Source organism: Paenibacillus wuxiensis (genome assembly GCF_040195695.1).
Taxonomy (GTDB): Bacteria; Bacillota; Bacilli; order Paenibacillales; family Paenibacillaceae; genus Paenibacillus_B; species Paenibacillus_B suaedae.
On the sequence record NZ_JBEFZI010000005.1, the window covers coordinates 265,584 to 281,373 of the forward strand.

Genomic DNA, 15,790 nt, shown 5'->3' on the forward strand with positions numbered 1-15,790 from the left:
TCTTGAAAATTAATATCTCCAATTCGAGATAAATATATCATGCCCAAAACTCTTTGTCAACTCATAATTTTCAGTTGAACATGTAATCCTATATTGGGAGAAGACGGAGACTCGGTACAGAGTCAGTATTCAGTGTAGGGAACTTCGAAGGAGGAGGGGTTATATGCCTACAACAGAAGAGCAGCATAACGGAACTGCACAAGCAGGTATGCCGCAAAATGTAGAATGGTCCTCCTATGGAGAGAACAATGTTGTCTTCTTGAAGGATTGCTTTCATCAGTGTGAAGACATGATTTTTTACACCTTCGAGTTGCAGGGAGGCAAGAAGGCTACCTTATGTTATCTGGATGGGCTGACGGATACGGCGATGCTGGATGAACATATTATTGAACCGTTGAAGCAGCGTTATCCGGATCAGACAGACTCCGCTAATGTCCTGGTAGAGGATATTCTGCTAACCGTCACGGCTGTGAAGGTGACGCCGATTTATTCTATGGAGACTGCGATAGAAGCGATCCTATCAGGCTTGGCGATTCTCATTCCTCATAGGGCTGCAGCCGGCTTCACCATAGATGCTATAAAGTTTGACAAGCGTGGTGTATCAGAACCGACTGCCGAATCCGTCATTCGTGGCCCGCGTGATGGGTTTGTAGAGACATTGCAGACAAATGTTGCTTTGCTGCGTCGCCGTATCAGAACACAACAATTAAAAATGGAGTCATTAAAGCGCGGCGCGTTGACCCACACCGAAATCCGGTATGCCTACATCGAGGGGATTGCTGATCCCAAATTAGTGGAAGAGGTGCGTAGACGCTTGCAACGCATCTCCTTGCAAAGCGTGCTGGACAGCGGGTATGTGGAAGCGTGTCTGGAGGATAAGCCTGCTTATCTATTTCCCCAAATCGTAACGACCGAGCGTCCGGATGTAGCTGCCTCCCACTTGTTGGAGGGACGGATTGTTATCATTGTGGATGGTTCGCCTGTCGTTCTCATCGCTCCTGGGTTGTGGGCTTCTTTCATGCAGTCGCCAGAGGACTACTACCATCGTCACTACTTCGGCACTCTCATCCGTTGGTTGCGTTATGTTTGCTTTCTTATTTCAATGCTCGGGCCATCCCTTTATGTCGCTATTATTACGTACCACCAAGAGATGATACCCACCGAGTTAATATTAACGATGGCGAGGGCGCGTAGCCAGATTCCATTTCCAGCACTTGTTGAGGCGTTGTTAATGGAAATCATGTTCGAAGCAATTCGCGAAGCAGGCGCACGTCTGCCTCAGCAGGTTGGATCTGCGGTCAGCATCGTGGGTGCGCTCGTCATCGGTCAAGCGGCAATATCGGCTGGACTTGTATCTGCACCGATGGTAATGGTCGTATCCATTACGGGCGTATCCTCGTTCCTTGTGCCTCATTACAACATGGGCATAGCGGTTCGGATGTTGCGTTTTCCGATTATGCTATTTTCGGGATTTCTCGGCTTGTTTGGGTTGATAATGGCAGTTATTTTGCTTGCGACGCATCTGTTGAAACTCAAATCATTTGGTGTTCCCTATTTATCGGGCATTGCTCCTATGCGTAAAAACGAGCTGAAGGATATTCTGCTCCGTGTTCCCGTGTGGAGTGAGGATACGCAGATCGAGCGTATGTCGTCGGCAGGGATAAATGAGGGAGTAGATAGGTTAAAGTCATAAGGGAGGTTTATGAAAATAAATCAAAAAGCTTGCTATACAGCGGCGATACGGAGAAAAGAGGTAGAAGTATGGGCTTGAGCAAGGACTCTCGGAACATAGTCAGACTGGTCGTTCTGTGTTGGTTATGGATACTCTTGGCAGGTTGCTGGGATCGGACAGAAATTGAGCAGCTTTCGATCATTCTTGCCGCTGGATTGGACAAGGACGGAGATGGCGATGTAAAGATGACCTTGCTGGTGTACATTCCGAAAGAAGGAGGAGGAGGAGGTGGCGGAGCGACGCCTGGCGACAGTAAAAAAAATGGCGGCGGAGGCACGACCACTGTATTCTCTGCTAAAGCAAAGACACTGGGTGAGGCGGTATTTAAGCTGCAAAATAAGATGCCGCGATATATTTTCTGGGGTCAGACCGAAGTGTATGTCATCAGCAAAAAATTAGCTGAAGAGGGATTACTCAAACATTTCGACTTTTTCCTTCGATATCAGAATCCACGGGAGAATGCACTACTGTTTATTGCGGACGGCAAGGCAAACGAAGTCCTGAAGTCATTGCCGCAGCTTCATCACGATGTCGCTGAATTGTTCAAAGATTTGGGGAAATCGCGATCCGTATGGAATGTGACGCTGCTTGATTATATGAAAATGATGGCTGGAGACTCGACTATGGCTTTTGCGCCATACACTGAATGGAAGGAGAGCGAGCTTGGCATTCAGGCTCCTTCTATTGAAAAGTTGGCCGTTTTTAAGAAGGATCGCTATATTGGAGAGCTTGGCGGCCAAGACATGATTGGCGTGATGTGGCTGCGTGGTGAAAAGAAGCGGTTAACTGTTTCCTTTTGTAAGGAAGGAGATAGCAAGGACTGTTTGTCCCTGCGCGTTCATCGTAATTCCATTACAATTGACCCCTATTGGGACGGTAAGCAACTGACGATACGCGTGAAGCTAGTCGCCTTTTTGGACATGATCCAGAATAACACGAAGCTGGACGTATCGGATGCGGATCAGACGAAACAAGTGGAATCAAAAACGGAGGCGAACATTGAACACCTCATCAAACAATCCATCAAGACGACGCAGCAGAGACTGAATACGGATGTGCTCGGATTCGCATCTCGTATACATCGGAAATATCCTGCTCAGTGGAAGAATCAAATCCGATCCAATTGGGAAAAGATTTATGCCGATATGAGGACAGAAGTACGCGTACATGCCGTTATTGAACGTCCGGGTAGTATCACAAGTACGATCGAGCAGAAAGCAGGGTTTCAATAATGGGAGTCTATTTTTTATCGGGTATGGGGTTTCTGCTTCTCGCAAATTTCATATTTGAATGGAGAATTCGAAGCAGGACGTCTATTCGAGAAAAGCGGGTATTTGTTATTATTTGGAGTCTGGCGTGGCTTGTCGTGCTGTTGGTCAGTGAATTCCCGCAACGGACAACTCCACGCCAATGGATAGATTTCATCTATAAGCCGCTGCTGTTGTGGTTGAAACATCCGTCTTGATTCTAAGGAAAAAGGAGGTTGCAGGGGGATGGAACAAGGGAAAATAACATGGCCGCAGCTATGCATGCTGATGTACTTAATGGTATGCGCTACTGCAGTGCTCGTGATTCCGACGGTAGCCTCTCAGATAGCCGGACGCGATGCGTGGTTAACTTCAATCATCAGTTCTTTAGCGGGATTTATTTCGCTCTATGTCGGTATGCGGCTAAATCGATACTTTCCCGATAAGACTATGGTAGAATATGGGCCGATTCTCATTGGCCGTTGGGCAGGGGCGTTGGCAAATGGGATCCTGATGTTCTATCTGCTGCATGGGGCGGGAACCATACTTCGAGAGTATGGGGAGTTCATCGTGGGATCGCTGCTGCTGCGTACACCGGAGATGGTCATTAGTACGGTACTCATTTTCGTATGCGCGGTAGCAATTCGAGGGGGAATTGAGGTCATTGGCAAATTCGCATTGATTATTGCACCTTTGTTCATGGTCTTGCTGCTGTGCATCCCGTTGTTCCTTCTTCCCGTATTGAACGGTACAGAGATGTTTCCCATACTAAATAATGGGTGGGAACCGGTCTTGCATGGGTCGATAACGCCGGCAACCTGGTTTCTGGAATTTGTGCTGATTGGCTTTTTCCTCCCCTTTGCGATAGGTAAGCGCAGCCGTTGGAAATGGAGTGTAGCCCCTGTGATACTTATGCTAATTACGATGGTCGTTACGAATTTATTATGCTTGTTCTTATTCGGTCCGTTAACGTCGATGTTTACATTTCCGGTGTTTGTGGCATCTCGTTATATCAGTCTTGCCGACTTTTTTGAGCATGTAGAAGCAATCGTGGTCGTGTTGTGGGTGCTGGGCGGCTTCGTGCAAATTGCTACCTGGTATTACATGCTCGTGCTTGGTACCACCCAATGGCTGAAGTTAAAAGATTATCGGTCTATCATATTTCCACTCGGTGTGTTGATCATTGCGATGAGCTTTTGGACTGCAGATAATTTGCAGGATATGGTCGATCTTTTCATGACGACAGAGCCATTATTCGCGGCAACTGTGCTGTTGTTGTACCCGCTGCTGCTTCTGATTATCGCATGGTGGAAAAAGAGACGGGCCATACATAAGGAAACACGAGATTAATGCCGTAATTTCTAACTAATTAGCGAATGTTTCTCTTTGAGGTGGATCGTGCCGCTGGGATGTTGAAATTTCGGTGCTGCAACGCGGCAGTCTCGATTGACGATGATGGTGCTTGAAGGTAGAATGACGGTGATTTCACAAAGTAACCGCTTTCGAGCGGTACCTGACACGTACAAGGAGTGTGCATCGTCATTACTACTACCAGGTCTCGTCATAAGCGCAAATTTTCCGATAGTCGGAAGTGTTTGTGGATAGGCACACTGGAGGGAGCTAACGCGGTCGTTACCCTTACTTTGCTCGGCGGCCCGTTCCTAACCGGATATTTATTGTATTTAGGCGCATCCTCAAGTCAGATTGGATTTATACTGTCCATCACGACATTTGTGAATGTCCTGCAAATTGCGATTGCTTACTTGCTGCAGCGGGTGCATTCGCCGAAGTGGACGCTGATTGGGTTAGTTGCTGTGCATCGACTTACGTGGGCGGCAACGGGATTGATTCCGTTTCTGTTCGACAAGGGCTTATGGATCACGGTGTACATGATCATGTATACGGTGGCGTTCGTTGCCAATGCGGGAGCGGGTATCATATGGACCAACTTTATGGGGGATATGGTTCCTGCTTCGGTTCGAGGGAGATACTTCGGTATTCGCAATACGATTGTCAACGCGGTAGGGAGCTTAACGCTGTTTATTGGCGGGCAGATTCTGAGCGCCTATCCTGGAGGAAAAGGCTTCGAAATTATATTTATGATTAGTTTGGTATTTGCGCTGTGCAATATCGGCGTGTTCTTCTTCTACCCGAACTTGCCGATGACGCGATCGACAGAAACGAACCTGATATCGATGGTGAAGAAGCCGCTGCGTGATCGTGCTTTTATGATGCCAGTGCTGTTCTTGTCAGTATGGCTGCTGTTCCAAAATATGATATTGCCCTTCTTCTCCTATATGATGCTGGAGTTGCTTGGGGTTGGTTATGATCAAGTATCGATCATAACAGTCGTACAGACGGTAGTAGGCATGTGCAGCCTCTATGTATGGGGCAATTTGAACGCGAAGTACAGCAATAAGTTTTTGCTGTTGTGTACGCTGCCGATCATTGCTGTGTCTTGTGTGGCTTGGTCGCTTACGGCATGGATTCCGACGTTCGCGGCGCTGCTCATCGCACATAGCTTAGTTGGGATTGGGGTAGGCGGCTTCAACCAAATGGCATTTAACTTCATTATTGGCGATACGCCGAAGACCGAACGGCCGATGTTCATTGCTATGTATTCGGCGATTACAGGACTGGCTGCTTTCGTTGGTCCGATAGTTGGCGGCTTGCTGTTTGACGGGATCAAGGGGCTGCCGATGTGGTTTCAGACGTGGGGACTTGCGATGCTTCTGGGCGTATGTATGCTGCTTCTTGCGGGGACGCTTGGAAGGAACGTGCTGCTTCGGGAAGGGCGGCATGTGAGCCACCAATCGGAGAAACAAATTGGCTGCTGAATTGCTTAGAATGTAGGTTGTGTACATAGCTGATTAGGTGCATAGCATAGCTATGCACCTAGAAAATAGCTGTGTTTTCATAATAAAAGATGGGGCGTTCTATGAGGGTAGCTTTCGCTTCTATTCATGGGACGCCCCTGTTCTGCAATATAGTACGGTTACGGATTCATTTGCTGCTTGCGATATGTGTTTGGTGACATGCCTTGTGTCTTCTTGAATACTTTACTGAAATATTTCTCATCCTGATACCCAACCATCTCGGCCACCTGAGCAATGCGCAGGTGAGGGTTGAGCAGCAACCGGAGTGCCTTGTCCATACGAATATTCGTTATATAATCAGACAGGTTAATGCCGAGCTGCTGCTTGAATTTGCGAGAGATGTATTCGCGGCTTACATAGAAGCGCTGCGCGATATCCTGCAGCGATACCTCCTCATGATAGTGCTGCTCCACGTACTTGGCGATATCATAAATGATGTGCTGTTCTTCCTTCTTTTGCTGCATCAGCAGGCTGGACAGCTGAGTAAGGGAAGACAGCCAGGCCTGCTCCCAGTCGCTCCATGAGAAATCATCCACACATTCGGGACAATGGAAGTGAATAGACAGCTGATCTGGTGTACCAGCGTGCATCTCCTCAACTGAAGCGGCATCTGGAGCGGCAGCTTGCTCCATCCGCACACGAAAGGCTTCCCACTCCTTCATCCACCCAATAAGCATATCCGGGGTTAGCTGCGACAGCTGCTTCTGTGCTTCGATGAAGGTGTGCACGGCCTGACGGAGCTGTTCTTTATGCCCGCTTAACAGAGCAAGTCTCCATTCCTCCTCGAAGGAGGCAAGTCGGATCTGCTTGGAGACTCCCGTATGCTGGGGGGGAGAAGCGATTCGTGCGGTCTCATCCGCTAATGATTCCGTTGTAACCTTAGACTTATGGATATGCGTACTGTGCATGAGCAAATTGCGATGCATTAGCGCATGTTTGGCTTCGGCATATCCGGCGGAGATTCCTGCGGGTAGGGAGAACAAACTCGATACACCGAAGTGCAGTCGGTGCTTGAAGGTCTGTTCCAGCCCGGCATTCAGTTGATCCAGCACAGCCTCCAGCCGCATGGGAGAATCCCACATGACGATAATAAGCTCGCCTTCCGGTGCGCCATAGCGGAAGGCGGCGCCGCAAGTCGATACGTGATTACGCTGCCCATCCGATGTGTAGGTCTTACCGTTCAGCAGTTCATCGGCAATATTGACAAGCGAGTAGAATAGCAGATGTCTATTCTCGCCGAATTTCCCGCGCCAATTGACGTGTCCTGCGTGAATTCGAGCTACAGCAAGCCGAGCGCACGTGATGGATTCGGGGAGATAGAACTCGCGCTGCAATCTGCGCACATTTCCTTCATAGACACAAGGATTGTCCAATAAACCAGACCACAGCTTCTCAGCCAGCATTGGCTTGAATTCGTTGGCTTGCATGCGCTGCTGCTGGCTTGATTGGCGAACGTCCTCTTCTTGCGTCCATGCGGCGATCGCCTTTCCGATGGCGTTATTAACTGCATCGGGGTCGATTGGTTTCAATATATAATCCATGCCACCATGCTGCATAGCATGGCGAACGAGTGAGAAATCATCATGCCCGCTGATGGCAATGATCTTGCTTGAAGGAGCATGGCGGCTCATCCACTCCATAAGCGCTGTTCCGCTCATTGTCGGCATCATCATGTCGGTCATGACCAGCTGAGGCTTGTGCTGTTGGATTAGTTCGACAGCCTGCTCGCCGTCCGCAGCCTCCATAATCGTATCAATTCCGTGTGTATCCCAATCTACAAGCAATCGGATTGCATCCCGTACGTGCTTCTCATCGTCTACGATTAATGCCTTCATCATGTTAGTTATCACGCTCCAATTCCAGCTCTATCACAATACGAGTGCCTTGTGGATACTGCTCCTCGACTCTCATCGTAGATTTGCCGTCGGTGAACAGCTGCAGCCGGGCGAGCACATTGACCAGTCCAATGCTGGACGGCGAGCCAGAGGAGGAATCCGAGACGAATTCGTCCCGTGACAAGGTATGGCTTGTTCGTGTGCCCAGCAGCTCTGGATGTACCTCCTTCAGCCTCTCGTTCAGTTCGATTCTACGCATCAAGGTCATGCCTCGACCGTTATCTTCAACGATTAGCTGCAGACAGGGGACAACTATGCCTTGTGCTTGTTCTGTCCGCTCAATATATCTGGTGCGAATGGCAAGCTGCCCACTCGGTACGGAACGGTCTATTCCGTGCTTGAAATAGTTCTCGACGAGAGGCTGCAGCGTCATCTTTGGCACTTGAGTGTCCAACGTTCGCTCGTCAATATCGAATACGGCTTGGAAAGTGTCTTCGAATCGCTGTAATTGCAGCTGCAAATAGGCCTTCACATGTTCGAGCTCTTCTTGCACGGTTGCTGTGCTCTTGTCCGTATACATGCTGTAGCGCATCATCTTACCCAGCGCGGTGACAAGCTTATAAATATGCGGCGCATTATGCTGCAGCGCCAGTGTTCCAATCGATTGCAGCGCATTGTTCATGAAATGCGGGTTAATCTGGGCCTGCAGCGCTTTGAGCTGGTTTGATTTGTTCGCAAGCTCAAGCTGATATTCCCGCAAAATAAGGTTGTTGATCATATCCATCATATTGCGGAATCGCTTCAGGACGACGCCGATCTCATCGTTGCTGACAGGTTGGATATTTACGCGCAAGTTCCCCGTTTGCACTTGGTTGATGTAGCGGACGAGCTGACGTATCGGCTTTGTAATGCGGAACGATACGACGATCGTAGCAATAATGATGACAATCAGCGACAGGGCGATGAGCATCATGTTAATGACTGCGGCCTGATTCGCCTCCTGCAGCAAGTACGATTTCGGTATCTTCTTCACGAGCGTCCAATTCGCCAGCGGCGTCGCAACGCGCTCATGAATGAAAATGGCTCCATCCTGCTCGAAGTGGCCACTTTCTTTCTTGTTGATTTGTTCGCGGTCGTACCAGCTTGCTTCGAGCTGCTGTCCAATGATTTGTCGGTCATCTGCGTAGAAGACGTGTCCGGAGTCATCTAGCAGATAGATGCTTTCCTGCTCCTGCGTGTACAGCTGATCCATAATTTGGGCGAGTGATTCAAGCTTCACATCGACTGACAGCATCCCAATGCGATCGTTGGCCGGGATGCGGTAAATCGGTCGGTGCAAGGTGAATACCTGTACACTCGGGAAGTAGAACGGTGACGAGGAGAACCCGTACGTATGGCTTAAATGTGTAGGCTGCATCTGAATGCCGTTCTTCGCATAGCGGGCTGTATCCTCATAGAGCTTCGCATCGTAGATGCGCCGAGGCACGCTCTGAATGACCAGCGAGGCGCGCTTCGTTTCGGTGCGATAGAAGTACACCTGCCATATTCCGTTCATGGATGATGCCATATTTTGCAGCGTGACATAGGTGTAGGAATCGAACGTGTAATCGTCATAGCCTCTGTCCAGCTGGCGATAAAATTCATAGTCGGTATAGATCGTTAAGGAGGCACGGTTCAAATTGTCCACGAAATTCGCTAAGTTCGTCTTCCCTTGGAACATTAGCTGATGGCTTTGCTCAATGGCGCGCTTCTCTAGTGAATCCGTCGTATAGCTGTATGAAATGATCATCGTCGCTACAGTCGGGACGATAGTGGCAATGAGCATAAATAAAATAAGTTTGGTACGGATACTGTTCCAACGCATACATTCGCCCCCTCAGATTCACAGTGTAACGCTTACATTGGGAGAGGGTCAATATATTCCACCTTTTCGTTCAAGACCATCTGTGGTAACCGTTTACATTCGCGTGCATACTGAAAGCAACAAGAACGAATAACCTCTATTATTTCTGTTGAAAAGGAGAGAGTCGGATGTCGCGTAAACGATCATCTCAAGCCCTGCAGCAAGTCTTTTTCATCGGACCTGCGGCATTCTTTTTTACCCTTATCGTCGCAATTCCTTTTGTGCTCGGCATGTACTATTCCTTCACCGATTGGAATGGAGTCGCGGGTACTGTGAAGTGGGTAGGGCTCGATAATTTCATTCAAATATTTGCGAAGGACTCGGATTTCTTCCCAGCCTTCTGGTTTACGACACGCTTTACGGTCGTCGGCATTATACTAACGAACTTATTCGGCTTCGCGCTGGCTTATATTTTGACCCGACAACTGAAGCTGCGCAACGTGCTGCGGACGGTATTTTTTATGCCGAATGTCATCGGGGGGCTGCTGCTTGGCTTCATCTGGCAGTTCATTTTCATTAAGGGATTTGCAGCGGTAGGAGAGATGACGGGGATTGAATTTTTCAACCTGCCATGGCTCGGTGACGAGACAACGGCCTTCTGGGGAATCATTATCGTATTTGTCTGGCAGACTGCCGGTTACTTGATGGTTATCTATATTGCAGCAATGATGAATGTGCCCAAAGACGTGCTGGAAGCCGCAGAAATTGACGGGGCAACCCGGGGACAGGTGCTGCGCAACATTATCATCCCGCTGATTATGCCGGCTGTAACGGTATGCTTGTTCTTGGCGATCTCTTGGTCGTTCAAGATGTTCGATCTGAACTTGTCCCTGACGAAGGGCGGCCCGTTCAAATCAACAGAATCGGTTGCGCTTAACATTTACTTAGAAGCATTCCAGAACAATCGATACGGCCTCGGCACAGCGAAGGCGCTCGTATTCTTCTTGATTGTCTCTGCCATTACGCTCATCCAAGTGCGCATCACGAAGAGCAAGGAGGTTGATATGTAATGGAAGCCATTAAATCATACAATATGCGAACCTTTATTTTAGAAGTCCTGATGGTTATTGTGGGACTTGTCTTCCTTGTCCCGTTCTACTTCTTGCTCGTGAACTCGGTGAAGTCCTTCGGAGATCTGCTGTCCAACGCGGCAAGCTGGCCGGCATCGTTCGAATGGGCGAACTATCAGAAGGCATGGGAAATGACGAAATTCCCGCAAGCATTCACCAATTCATTGCTTATTACGGTAGTAAGCGTTCTGCTTGTAGGCTTAACGAGCGCTATGGCGGCATATCGGATGGTGCGCCACAATACGCGCTTCAACCGAACGTTGTTCATGCTATTCGTTGCGGCAATGGTCATCCCGTTCCAATCGATCATGATTCCCCTCGTGAAGGTAACGGGAACGTTGAAGCTAACCGATAGTATGCTAGGTCTGGTTGTATGTTATCTTGGATTTGGCGCGCCGCTGTCGGTATTCCTGTTCCACGGCTTCATCAAATCCGTTCCGCTTGAAATTGAAGAAGCTGCTGTCGTGGATGGTTGTTCACCCTATGGCGTGTTCTGGAAGGTTGTATTTCCGCTGTTGAAGCCGATGTTCGTTACGGTTGCGATTCTGAACAGCTTATGGATCTGGAATGACTACTTGCTGCCTTCACTTATGCTGCAGAGTGCCAGCCTGCGGACGATTCCGCTCGCAACATATGCATTCTTCGGACAGTTCACGAAGCAGTGGGATCTCGCACTGCCAGCGCTCGTGCTTGGTATAACGCCGATCGTGATCTTCTTCTTGGCGATGCAGAAGTATATTATCGAAGGGATTACTGCCGGTTCGGTCAAAGGGTAATTAGAGTACACGAATCGATCAATGAATTCCACCTGATCGGTCAATTCTCTCTCTGTAACCGTTTGCAAAACAAGAGCTATAATCAAGATGCAGCAAGCGATAAGAGCCACTGGCAGTTCACCTTAGCCACTTATGCTGCTGGGTTGTTGATGGCTCCGACGGATGAGTTGTGGAACATGTGGAAATGGTACAGTGAGGAGATTGGTATAGCAACCGAATGAATGAAAAGGGAAACAGACAAAGGGAGGTCTTGCAATGAAGCGAGTTGCGAAATGGTCTTTGTTAATGATGTTGGCGGTATCCGTCATGCTGGCGGGCTGCGGATCGAAGGGCGATGGAGGAACAACGAGCTCTGGCGGCGATCAAGGAAAAGGCAATCAAGAAGTAAAGACAGTTAAAATATTTCAGTTCAAAGTCGAAATTGCTGAGGCACTCAACCGCCTAAAGGGCGAGTTCGAGAAGACTCATCCGAATATTAAACTCGATATTCAGACAGTGGGCGGCGGTGCGGATTACGGCGCAGCATTGAAGGCGAAGTTCGCAAGCAACGATGCTCCTGATATATTCAATAATGGCGGCTATCAAGAGATGATTACGTGGTCAGATCATCTAGAAGACTTGTCTGCGGAGCCATGGGTGAAGGATGTCATTCCTCTTGCTAAGGAGCCTATGACGAAGGACGGCAAGCTGTACGGCATGCCGATGAACTTAGAGGGATACGGCTTCATCTACAATAAGGATCTATTCCAGAAGGCAGGAATTGCAGAGATGCCGAAGACGCTGACTCAGCTTGAAGACGCAGCGAAGAAGCTTCAGGCAGCGGGCATTACACCTTTCTCGAATGGTTATCAGGAATGGTGGATTCTCGGTATTCACAACTTGAACGTGCCGTTTGCACAACAAGCAGACCCAAATGCATTTATTAAGGCGCTTAGTGATGGCAGTGCGAAGTTCCAAGGCAACCCGGAATTCGAGAAATGGGTGAAGCTGCTCGATCTGACGGTGAAATACGGAAATAAAAATCCGCTCACTACGGACTACAATACACAAGTAACGCTGTTTGCTAAGGGTGAGACGGCGATGATGCAGCAAGGCAACTGGACACAAGTTCAAATCGACAGCATTGATCCAAAATTGAACTTGGGTGTACTCCCAATGCCAATCGATGATGATGCAGCGAAGAACGATAAGCTCCTCGTCGGTGTACCGAACAACTGGGTAGTGAACAAGAACTCGAAGGTGAAAGAAGAGGCGAAGACATTCTTGAACTGGATGGTATCTTCTGATATCGGCAAGGAATACATTGCGAAGCAGTTCAAGTTCATTCCTGCGATGTCGACGATTCAGGCGACAGCGGATGACCTTGGCGACATTGCCGCAGAAGTGGTGAAGTACAGCCAGGACAACAAAGTGCTGAGCTGGAACTGGTTCAAGTATCCGGACGGCGCAACACAGGAATTCGGCAATGCAATTCAAGCCTATATTGCCGGCAAGTCGGATAAGGACAAAATGTTCGCTGACTTCCAGAAGGCTTGGGATAATCTGAAAAAGTAACAATAAATGCGGCGGCCTCTATCCATGTAGAGGCCGCTTTGCTGTTGCCACAGGTTAGCGTTTTCATCACAGGTTTGACTTAAAAGGCAGTCAATTTGGGGCAGGTGATCTCACAATACTTGCATTTCGAGGTTTGTCACACTGGTGTAACAGAGGGACGATATGATGTGGCATGCATTCAATTCGCTACCTTCGTGCCCGAGGGAATACTTCTGTGTTCTATTGATGGTATGGGGGAGTAGCGGTAATGAAGGAGGCATGCACACAGATGAGAAGAGGATTACTAACAACGATTGCAGCAGCTATGGCTGTAAGTATGTTCACAGGCTGCAGTCAACAAGAGGTAGCCAAGGCGGAAGATAGTGCAGTAGCGGTATCCAACCCGGTTCAAGCCATACAGGCTGCTTATCGTAAATTCACGTACCAGGTTGACCCGGCAACATTTGATATCGTGATCGAGCATGGCGGCGTTAAGGAACACGCTTCTGTCCCGATCAAGCCACGGAATGTACGTGATATGAAGCAGATGATTGACCGTACAGAATGGACGTATCCAGATGATAAGGTCAAGGTAATTCTACAGAAGAAGGAGGGGTATCTGGACATTCGCATTCAATCGATCGGAGCGGAGCAATTCGCATGGCCGACGGTACAAGCAGACAGCTACATGCTGCCGCTATGGGAAGGCAAGCGAATCCCTGCCCAAGATCCGAATTGGAAGAAGTTCCTTCACGAAGAGACGATGACATGGGGCGAGTCCTTCTCAATGAATTTCATGGCGCTCAAAAAGAGCAATTTCGGCCTGCTCTATGTGGTCGAGAATCCCTTTAACAATGAAGTCTCGTTCCATACAGAACCGAGCATTGAGATGGCGTTTACGCATGAGTTCCCATCGATTAATCCAAACAAAGAATATGGATTCCGCTTATATGTAACGGACAATGATCCGGTAGCTGTTGCGAAACTGTACCGGGAATATGTGAAGGAGCAGCAAGACTTCAAGACACTTGCGGAGAAGGAGAAGGACAATCCGGACATTGAGAAGCTATATGGCGCTCCGCATATGTATATGTGGAACAGCCAAGCGCTGGATGAGACGAATATCCATTGGCCTATCATGAAGAAGAAGCTTAATGATCCGATATGGTCATGGATTGCGAAGCTGGCGGATCAATTTACGGAGGATGGTGGTCAAGAGCTGCGTAATGCGCTGTCAGAAGGCAGGCAGGATGGTATGTATGCATACCAGAAGCGGGTCATGGTCAGAGCCTTGAACCAGGTGATGAAGCTGGAGCAGTTGTATCAAGCGGATCAATTCCCGAAGCTGGATGCCGAATCACAGCAGCTTGTCTCTGCTGGTGTCAGCAAGCTAAGTGAACAGAAGCTGTATGAACTGAACAAGCGCTTATTGAAACATGCATTCGGAGAAGCGCTGGACGATCCTTCAGCATGGGGGCAGGATAAGTCTAGTGCGATCATTTCTGAGATGAAGCAGACCGGTATTGCTATGGCGTGGATTGGATTGCCGAACTGGGCAGATGGATTAATGAATCCAACTTTCGTCGAGAATGCTTCGAAGTTTGGATACTTAATAGGGCCTTATGATTCGTATCATTCGATCCAGAAGGAAGAGAACAAGGACTGGAATACAGCGTACTTCCCAGATGCCTCGCTGTATGAAGAAGCTACGATTACCAATAAGAAGGGGGTCAAGATCGGGGGATTCCTGAATCGCGGACGCAAGTTGAATCCGACCTTATCACTTCCTAGTGTGAAGCAGCGCATGGAGCTGATTCTGCAGGATCACATTCTGTATAATACGTGGTTCATTGATTGTGATGCAACAGGGGAAATTTATGATGACTACACACCTGGACATATCACGACGCAGGAGCAAGATCGGAAGGCACGCCTTGAGCGCATGAATTATATTGCGAAGGAGAAGCATATGGTCATTGGCTCCGAGGGTGGGAACGACTTTGCCAGCAGCGTGATCGCTTTCGCGCATGGCTTGGAAACCCCGGTCATCAAGTGGAACGATAAGGATATGCGCGAAGATAAGAACAGCCCCTACTATGTAGGAGCCTATTGGTCGCCGGACGGCGGTATTCCGGGCAAATATGCGAAGCAGGTCCCGATTAAGGAACTGTACCAGCATATTTATATTGATCCGGTGTACTCCCTGCCTTTATTCAAGCTGGTATACAACGATTCGGTCATTACAACCCATCACTGGGAATGGGGAAGCCTCAAAATAAAGGATGAGGTGGCAGCACGCATGCTGTACGAGCTGCTGTACAATGTTCCGCCGCTGTATCATCTTGATAAGCAAGAATGGGACAATCATAAAGGTTTGATCACATCATATCTGAGGGTATGGTCACCTTTCCATGCGAAGGCTGTGCAGAGGGAGATGACCGCATTTGAGGTGCTGTCATCGGATCGCCTTGTTCAGTCGGCTCAGTATGGGGAGGATTTGAAAGTCGTCGTTAACTTCTCCGATAAGGATATTTCCTATGGTACAGATACAGTGAAGGCAATGTCAGCGCTTATTCTCGATGGGAAGCAGCGCGTTGTCTTCGAGGCAGGTTCAGTTTTTATGGCGAAATAATCTATTAGCAAAGTAACGAAGAAACGTAGCACAGGAGTAGTATGCTTGCTGCCATGCGTAAGTTGTATGCCAACTGCCATGCTCATGCTACTGATCCTGTGCTATAGGTGCAGGTGAGTTTGGAAGGGTGATGGGGGATGCGCGGAGAATAGTTATGTGTCTTTCTATTCGTTGGGAGTATGGTTG

Annotated in this window: 11 protein-coding genes; 9 read left to right on the top strand and 2 right to left on the bottom strand. The window is 48.6% G+C overall.

Features of this window, described 5'->3' with window-relative positions; all coding sequences use genetic code 11:
* Nucleotides 1–163 precede the first annotated feature (163 nt).
* The 5 genes from ABN764_RS12830 (at nt 164) to ABN764_RS12850 (ending at nt 5,816) form a co-directional block, all read left to right on the top strand.
* Nucleotides 164–1,693, top strand: a complete 1,530-nt coding sequence (locus tag ABN764_RS12830; RefSeq protein ID WP_446672094.1) for a spore germination protein — start codon at nt 164–166, stop codon at nt 1,691–1,693.
* A gap of 68 nt (nt 1,694–1,761) precedes the next feature.
* On the top strand, nt 1,762–2,964 hold the full coding sequence (locus ABN764_RS12835; RefSeq protein ID WP_446672095.1) for a Ger(x)C family spore germination protein: 1,203 nt from the start codon (nt 1,762–1,764) through the stop codon (nt 2,962–2,964).
* A complete protein-coding gene (locus ABN764_RS12840; protein WP_446672096.1) occupies nt 2,964–3,197 on the top strand; it encodes a hypothetical protein in 234 nt (77 codons plus the stop codon). The genes ABN764_RS12835 and ABN764_RS12840 overlap by 1 nt, the downstream gene beginning before the upstream one ends.
* 28 nt (nt 3,198–3,225) lie before the next feature.
* Complete coding sequence (locus tag ABN764_RS12845; RefSeq protein WP_446672097.1) at nt 3,226–4,329, top strand: GerAB/ArcD/ProY family transporter; 1,104 nt, start codon at nt 3,226–3,228, stop codon at nt 4,327–4,329.
* 245 nt (nt 4,330–4,574) lie between these two features.
* A complete protein-coding gene (locus ABN764_RS12850; protein ID WP_446672098.1) occupies nt 4,575–5,816 on the top strand; it encodes an MFS transporter in 1,242 nt (413 codons plus the stop codon).
* A gap of 158 nt (nt 5,817–5,974) precedes the next feature.
* On the opposite strand, the gene ABN764_RS12855 is transcribed toward ABN764_RS12850, so the two are convergent.
* Nucleotides 5,975–7,693: a response regulator gene (locus ABN764_RS12855; protein ID WP_446672099.1), complete on the bottom strand. Its 1,719-nt coding sequence runs from the start codon at nt 7,691–7,693 to the stop codon at nt 5,975–5,977.
* 1 nt (nt 7,694) lies between these two features.
* Complete coding sequence (locus ABN764_RS12860; protein ID WP_446672100.1) at nt 7,695–9,554, bottom strand: cache domain-containing sensor histidine kinase; 1,860 nt, start codon at nt 9,552–9,554, stop codon at nt 7,695–7,697.
* A 167-nt stretch (nt 9,555–9,721) separates the two neighbouring features.
* On the opposite strand from ABN764_RS12860, the gene ABN764_RS12865 reads away from it, so the two are divergent.
* From ABN764_RS12865 to ABN764_RS12880, 4 genes are all read left to right on the top strand, one after another.
* Nucleotides 9,722–10,603 (top strand): carbohydrate ABC transporter permease, encoded by an 882-nt coding sequence (locus ABN764_RS12865; RefSeq protein ID WP_021256243.1) that lies wholly within the window; start codon nt 9,722–9,724, stop codon nt 10,601–10,603.
* The gene (locus ABN764_RS12870; RefSeq protein WP_021256242.1) at nt 10,603–11,439 is read left to right on the top strand and encodes a carbohydrate ABC transporter permease; all 837 of its coding nucleotides are present in this window, start codon (nt 10,603–10,605) and stop codon (nt 11,437–11,439) included. Before ABN764_RS12865 ends, ABN764_RS12870 begins: the two co-directional genes overlap by 1 nt.
* A 255-nt stretch (nt 11,440–11,694) precedes the next feature.
* Nucleotides 11,695–12,993 carry an ABC transporter substrate-binding protein gene (locus ABN764_RS12875; RefSeq protein WP_446672101.1) on the top strand — a complete coding sequence of 433 codons (1,299 nt, stop codon included), beginning with the start codon at nt 11,695–11,697 and terminating at the stop codon, nt 12,991–12,993.
* A gap of 268 nt (nt 12,994–13,261) precedes the next feature.
* Nucleotides 13,262–15,604: a glycoside hydrolase gene (locus ABN764_RS12880; protein ID WP_446672102.1), complete on the top strand. Its 2,343-nt coding sequence runs from the start codon at nt 13,262–13,264 to the stop codon at nt 15,602–15,604.
* Nucleotides 15,605–15,790 lie beyond the last annotated feature (186 nt).

Excerpts from the sequence above, each read along its gene's own strand:
- ABN764_RS12830 (WP_446672094.1), top strand. The coding sequence starts at position 164 with ATGCCTACAACAGAAGAGCAGCATAACGGAACTGCACAAGCAGGTATG.
- ABN764_RS12835 (WP_446672095.1), top strand. The coding sequence starts at position 1,762 with ATGGGCTTGAGCAAGGACTCTCGGAACATAGTCAGACTGGTCGTTCTG.
- ABN764_RS12840 (WP_446672096.1), top strand. The coding sequence starts at position 2,964 with ATGGGAGTCTATTTTTTATCGGGTATGGGGTTTCTGCTTCTCGCAAAT.
- ABN764_RS12845 (WP_446672097.1), top strand. The coding sequence starts at position 3,226 with ATGGAACAAGGGAAAATAACATGGCCGCAGCTATGCATGCTGATGTAC.
- ABN764_RS12855 (WP_446672099.1), bottom strand. The coding sequence starts at position 7,693 with ATGATGAAGGCATTAATCGTAGACGATGAGAAGCACGTACGGGATGCA.
- ABN764_RS12860 (WP_446672100.1), bottom strand. The coding sequence starts at position 9,554 with ATGCGTTGGAACAGTATCCGTACCAAACTTATTTTATTTATGCTCATT.
- ABN764_RS12865 (WP_021256243.1), top strand. The coding sequence starts at position 9,722 with ATGTCGCGTAAACGATCATCTCAAGCCCTGCAGCAAGTCTTTTTCATC.
- ABN764_RS12870 (WP_021256242.1), top strand. The coding sequence starts at position 10,603 with ATGGAAGCCATTAAATCATACAATATGCGAACCTTTATTTTAGAAGTC.
- ABN764_RS12875 (WP_446672101.1), top strand. The coding sequence starts at position 11,695 with ATGAAGCGAGTTGCGAAATGGTCTTTGTTAATGATGTTGGCGGTATCC.
- ABN764_RS12880 (WP_446672102.1), top strand. The coding sequence starts at position 13,262 with ATGAGAAGAGGATTACTAACAACGATTGCAGCAGCTATGGCTGTAAGT.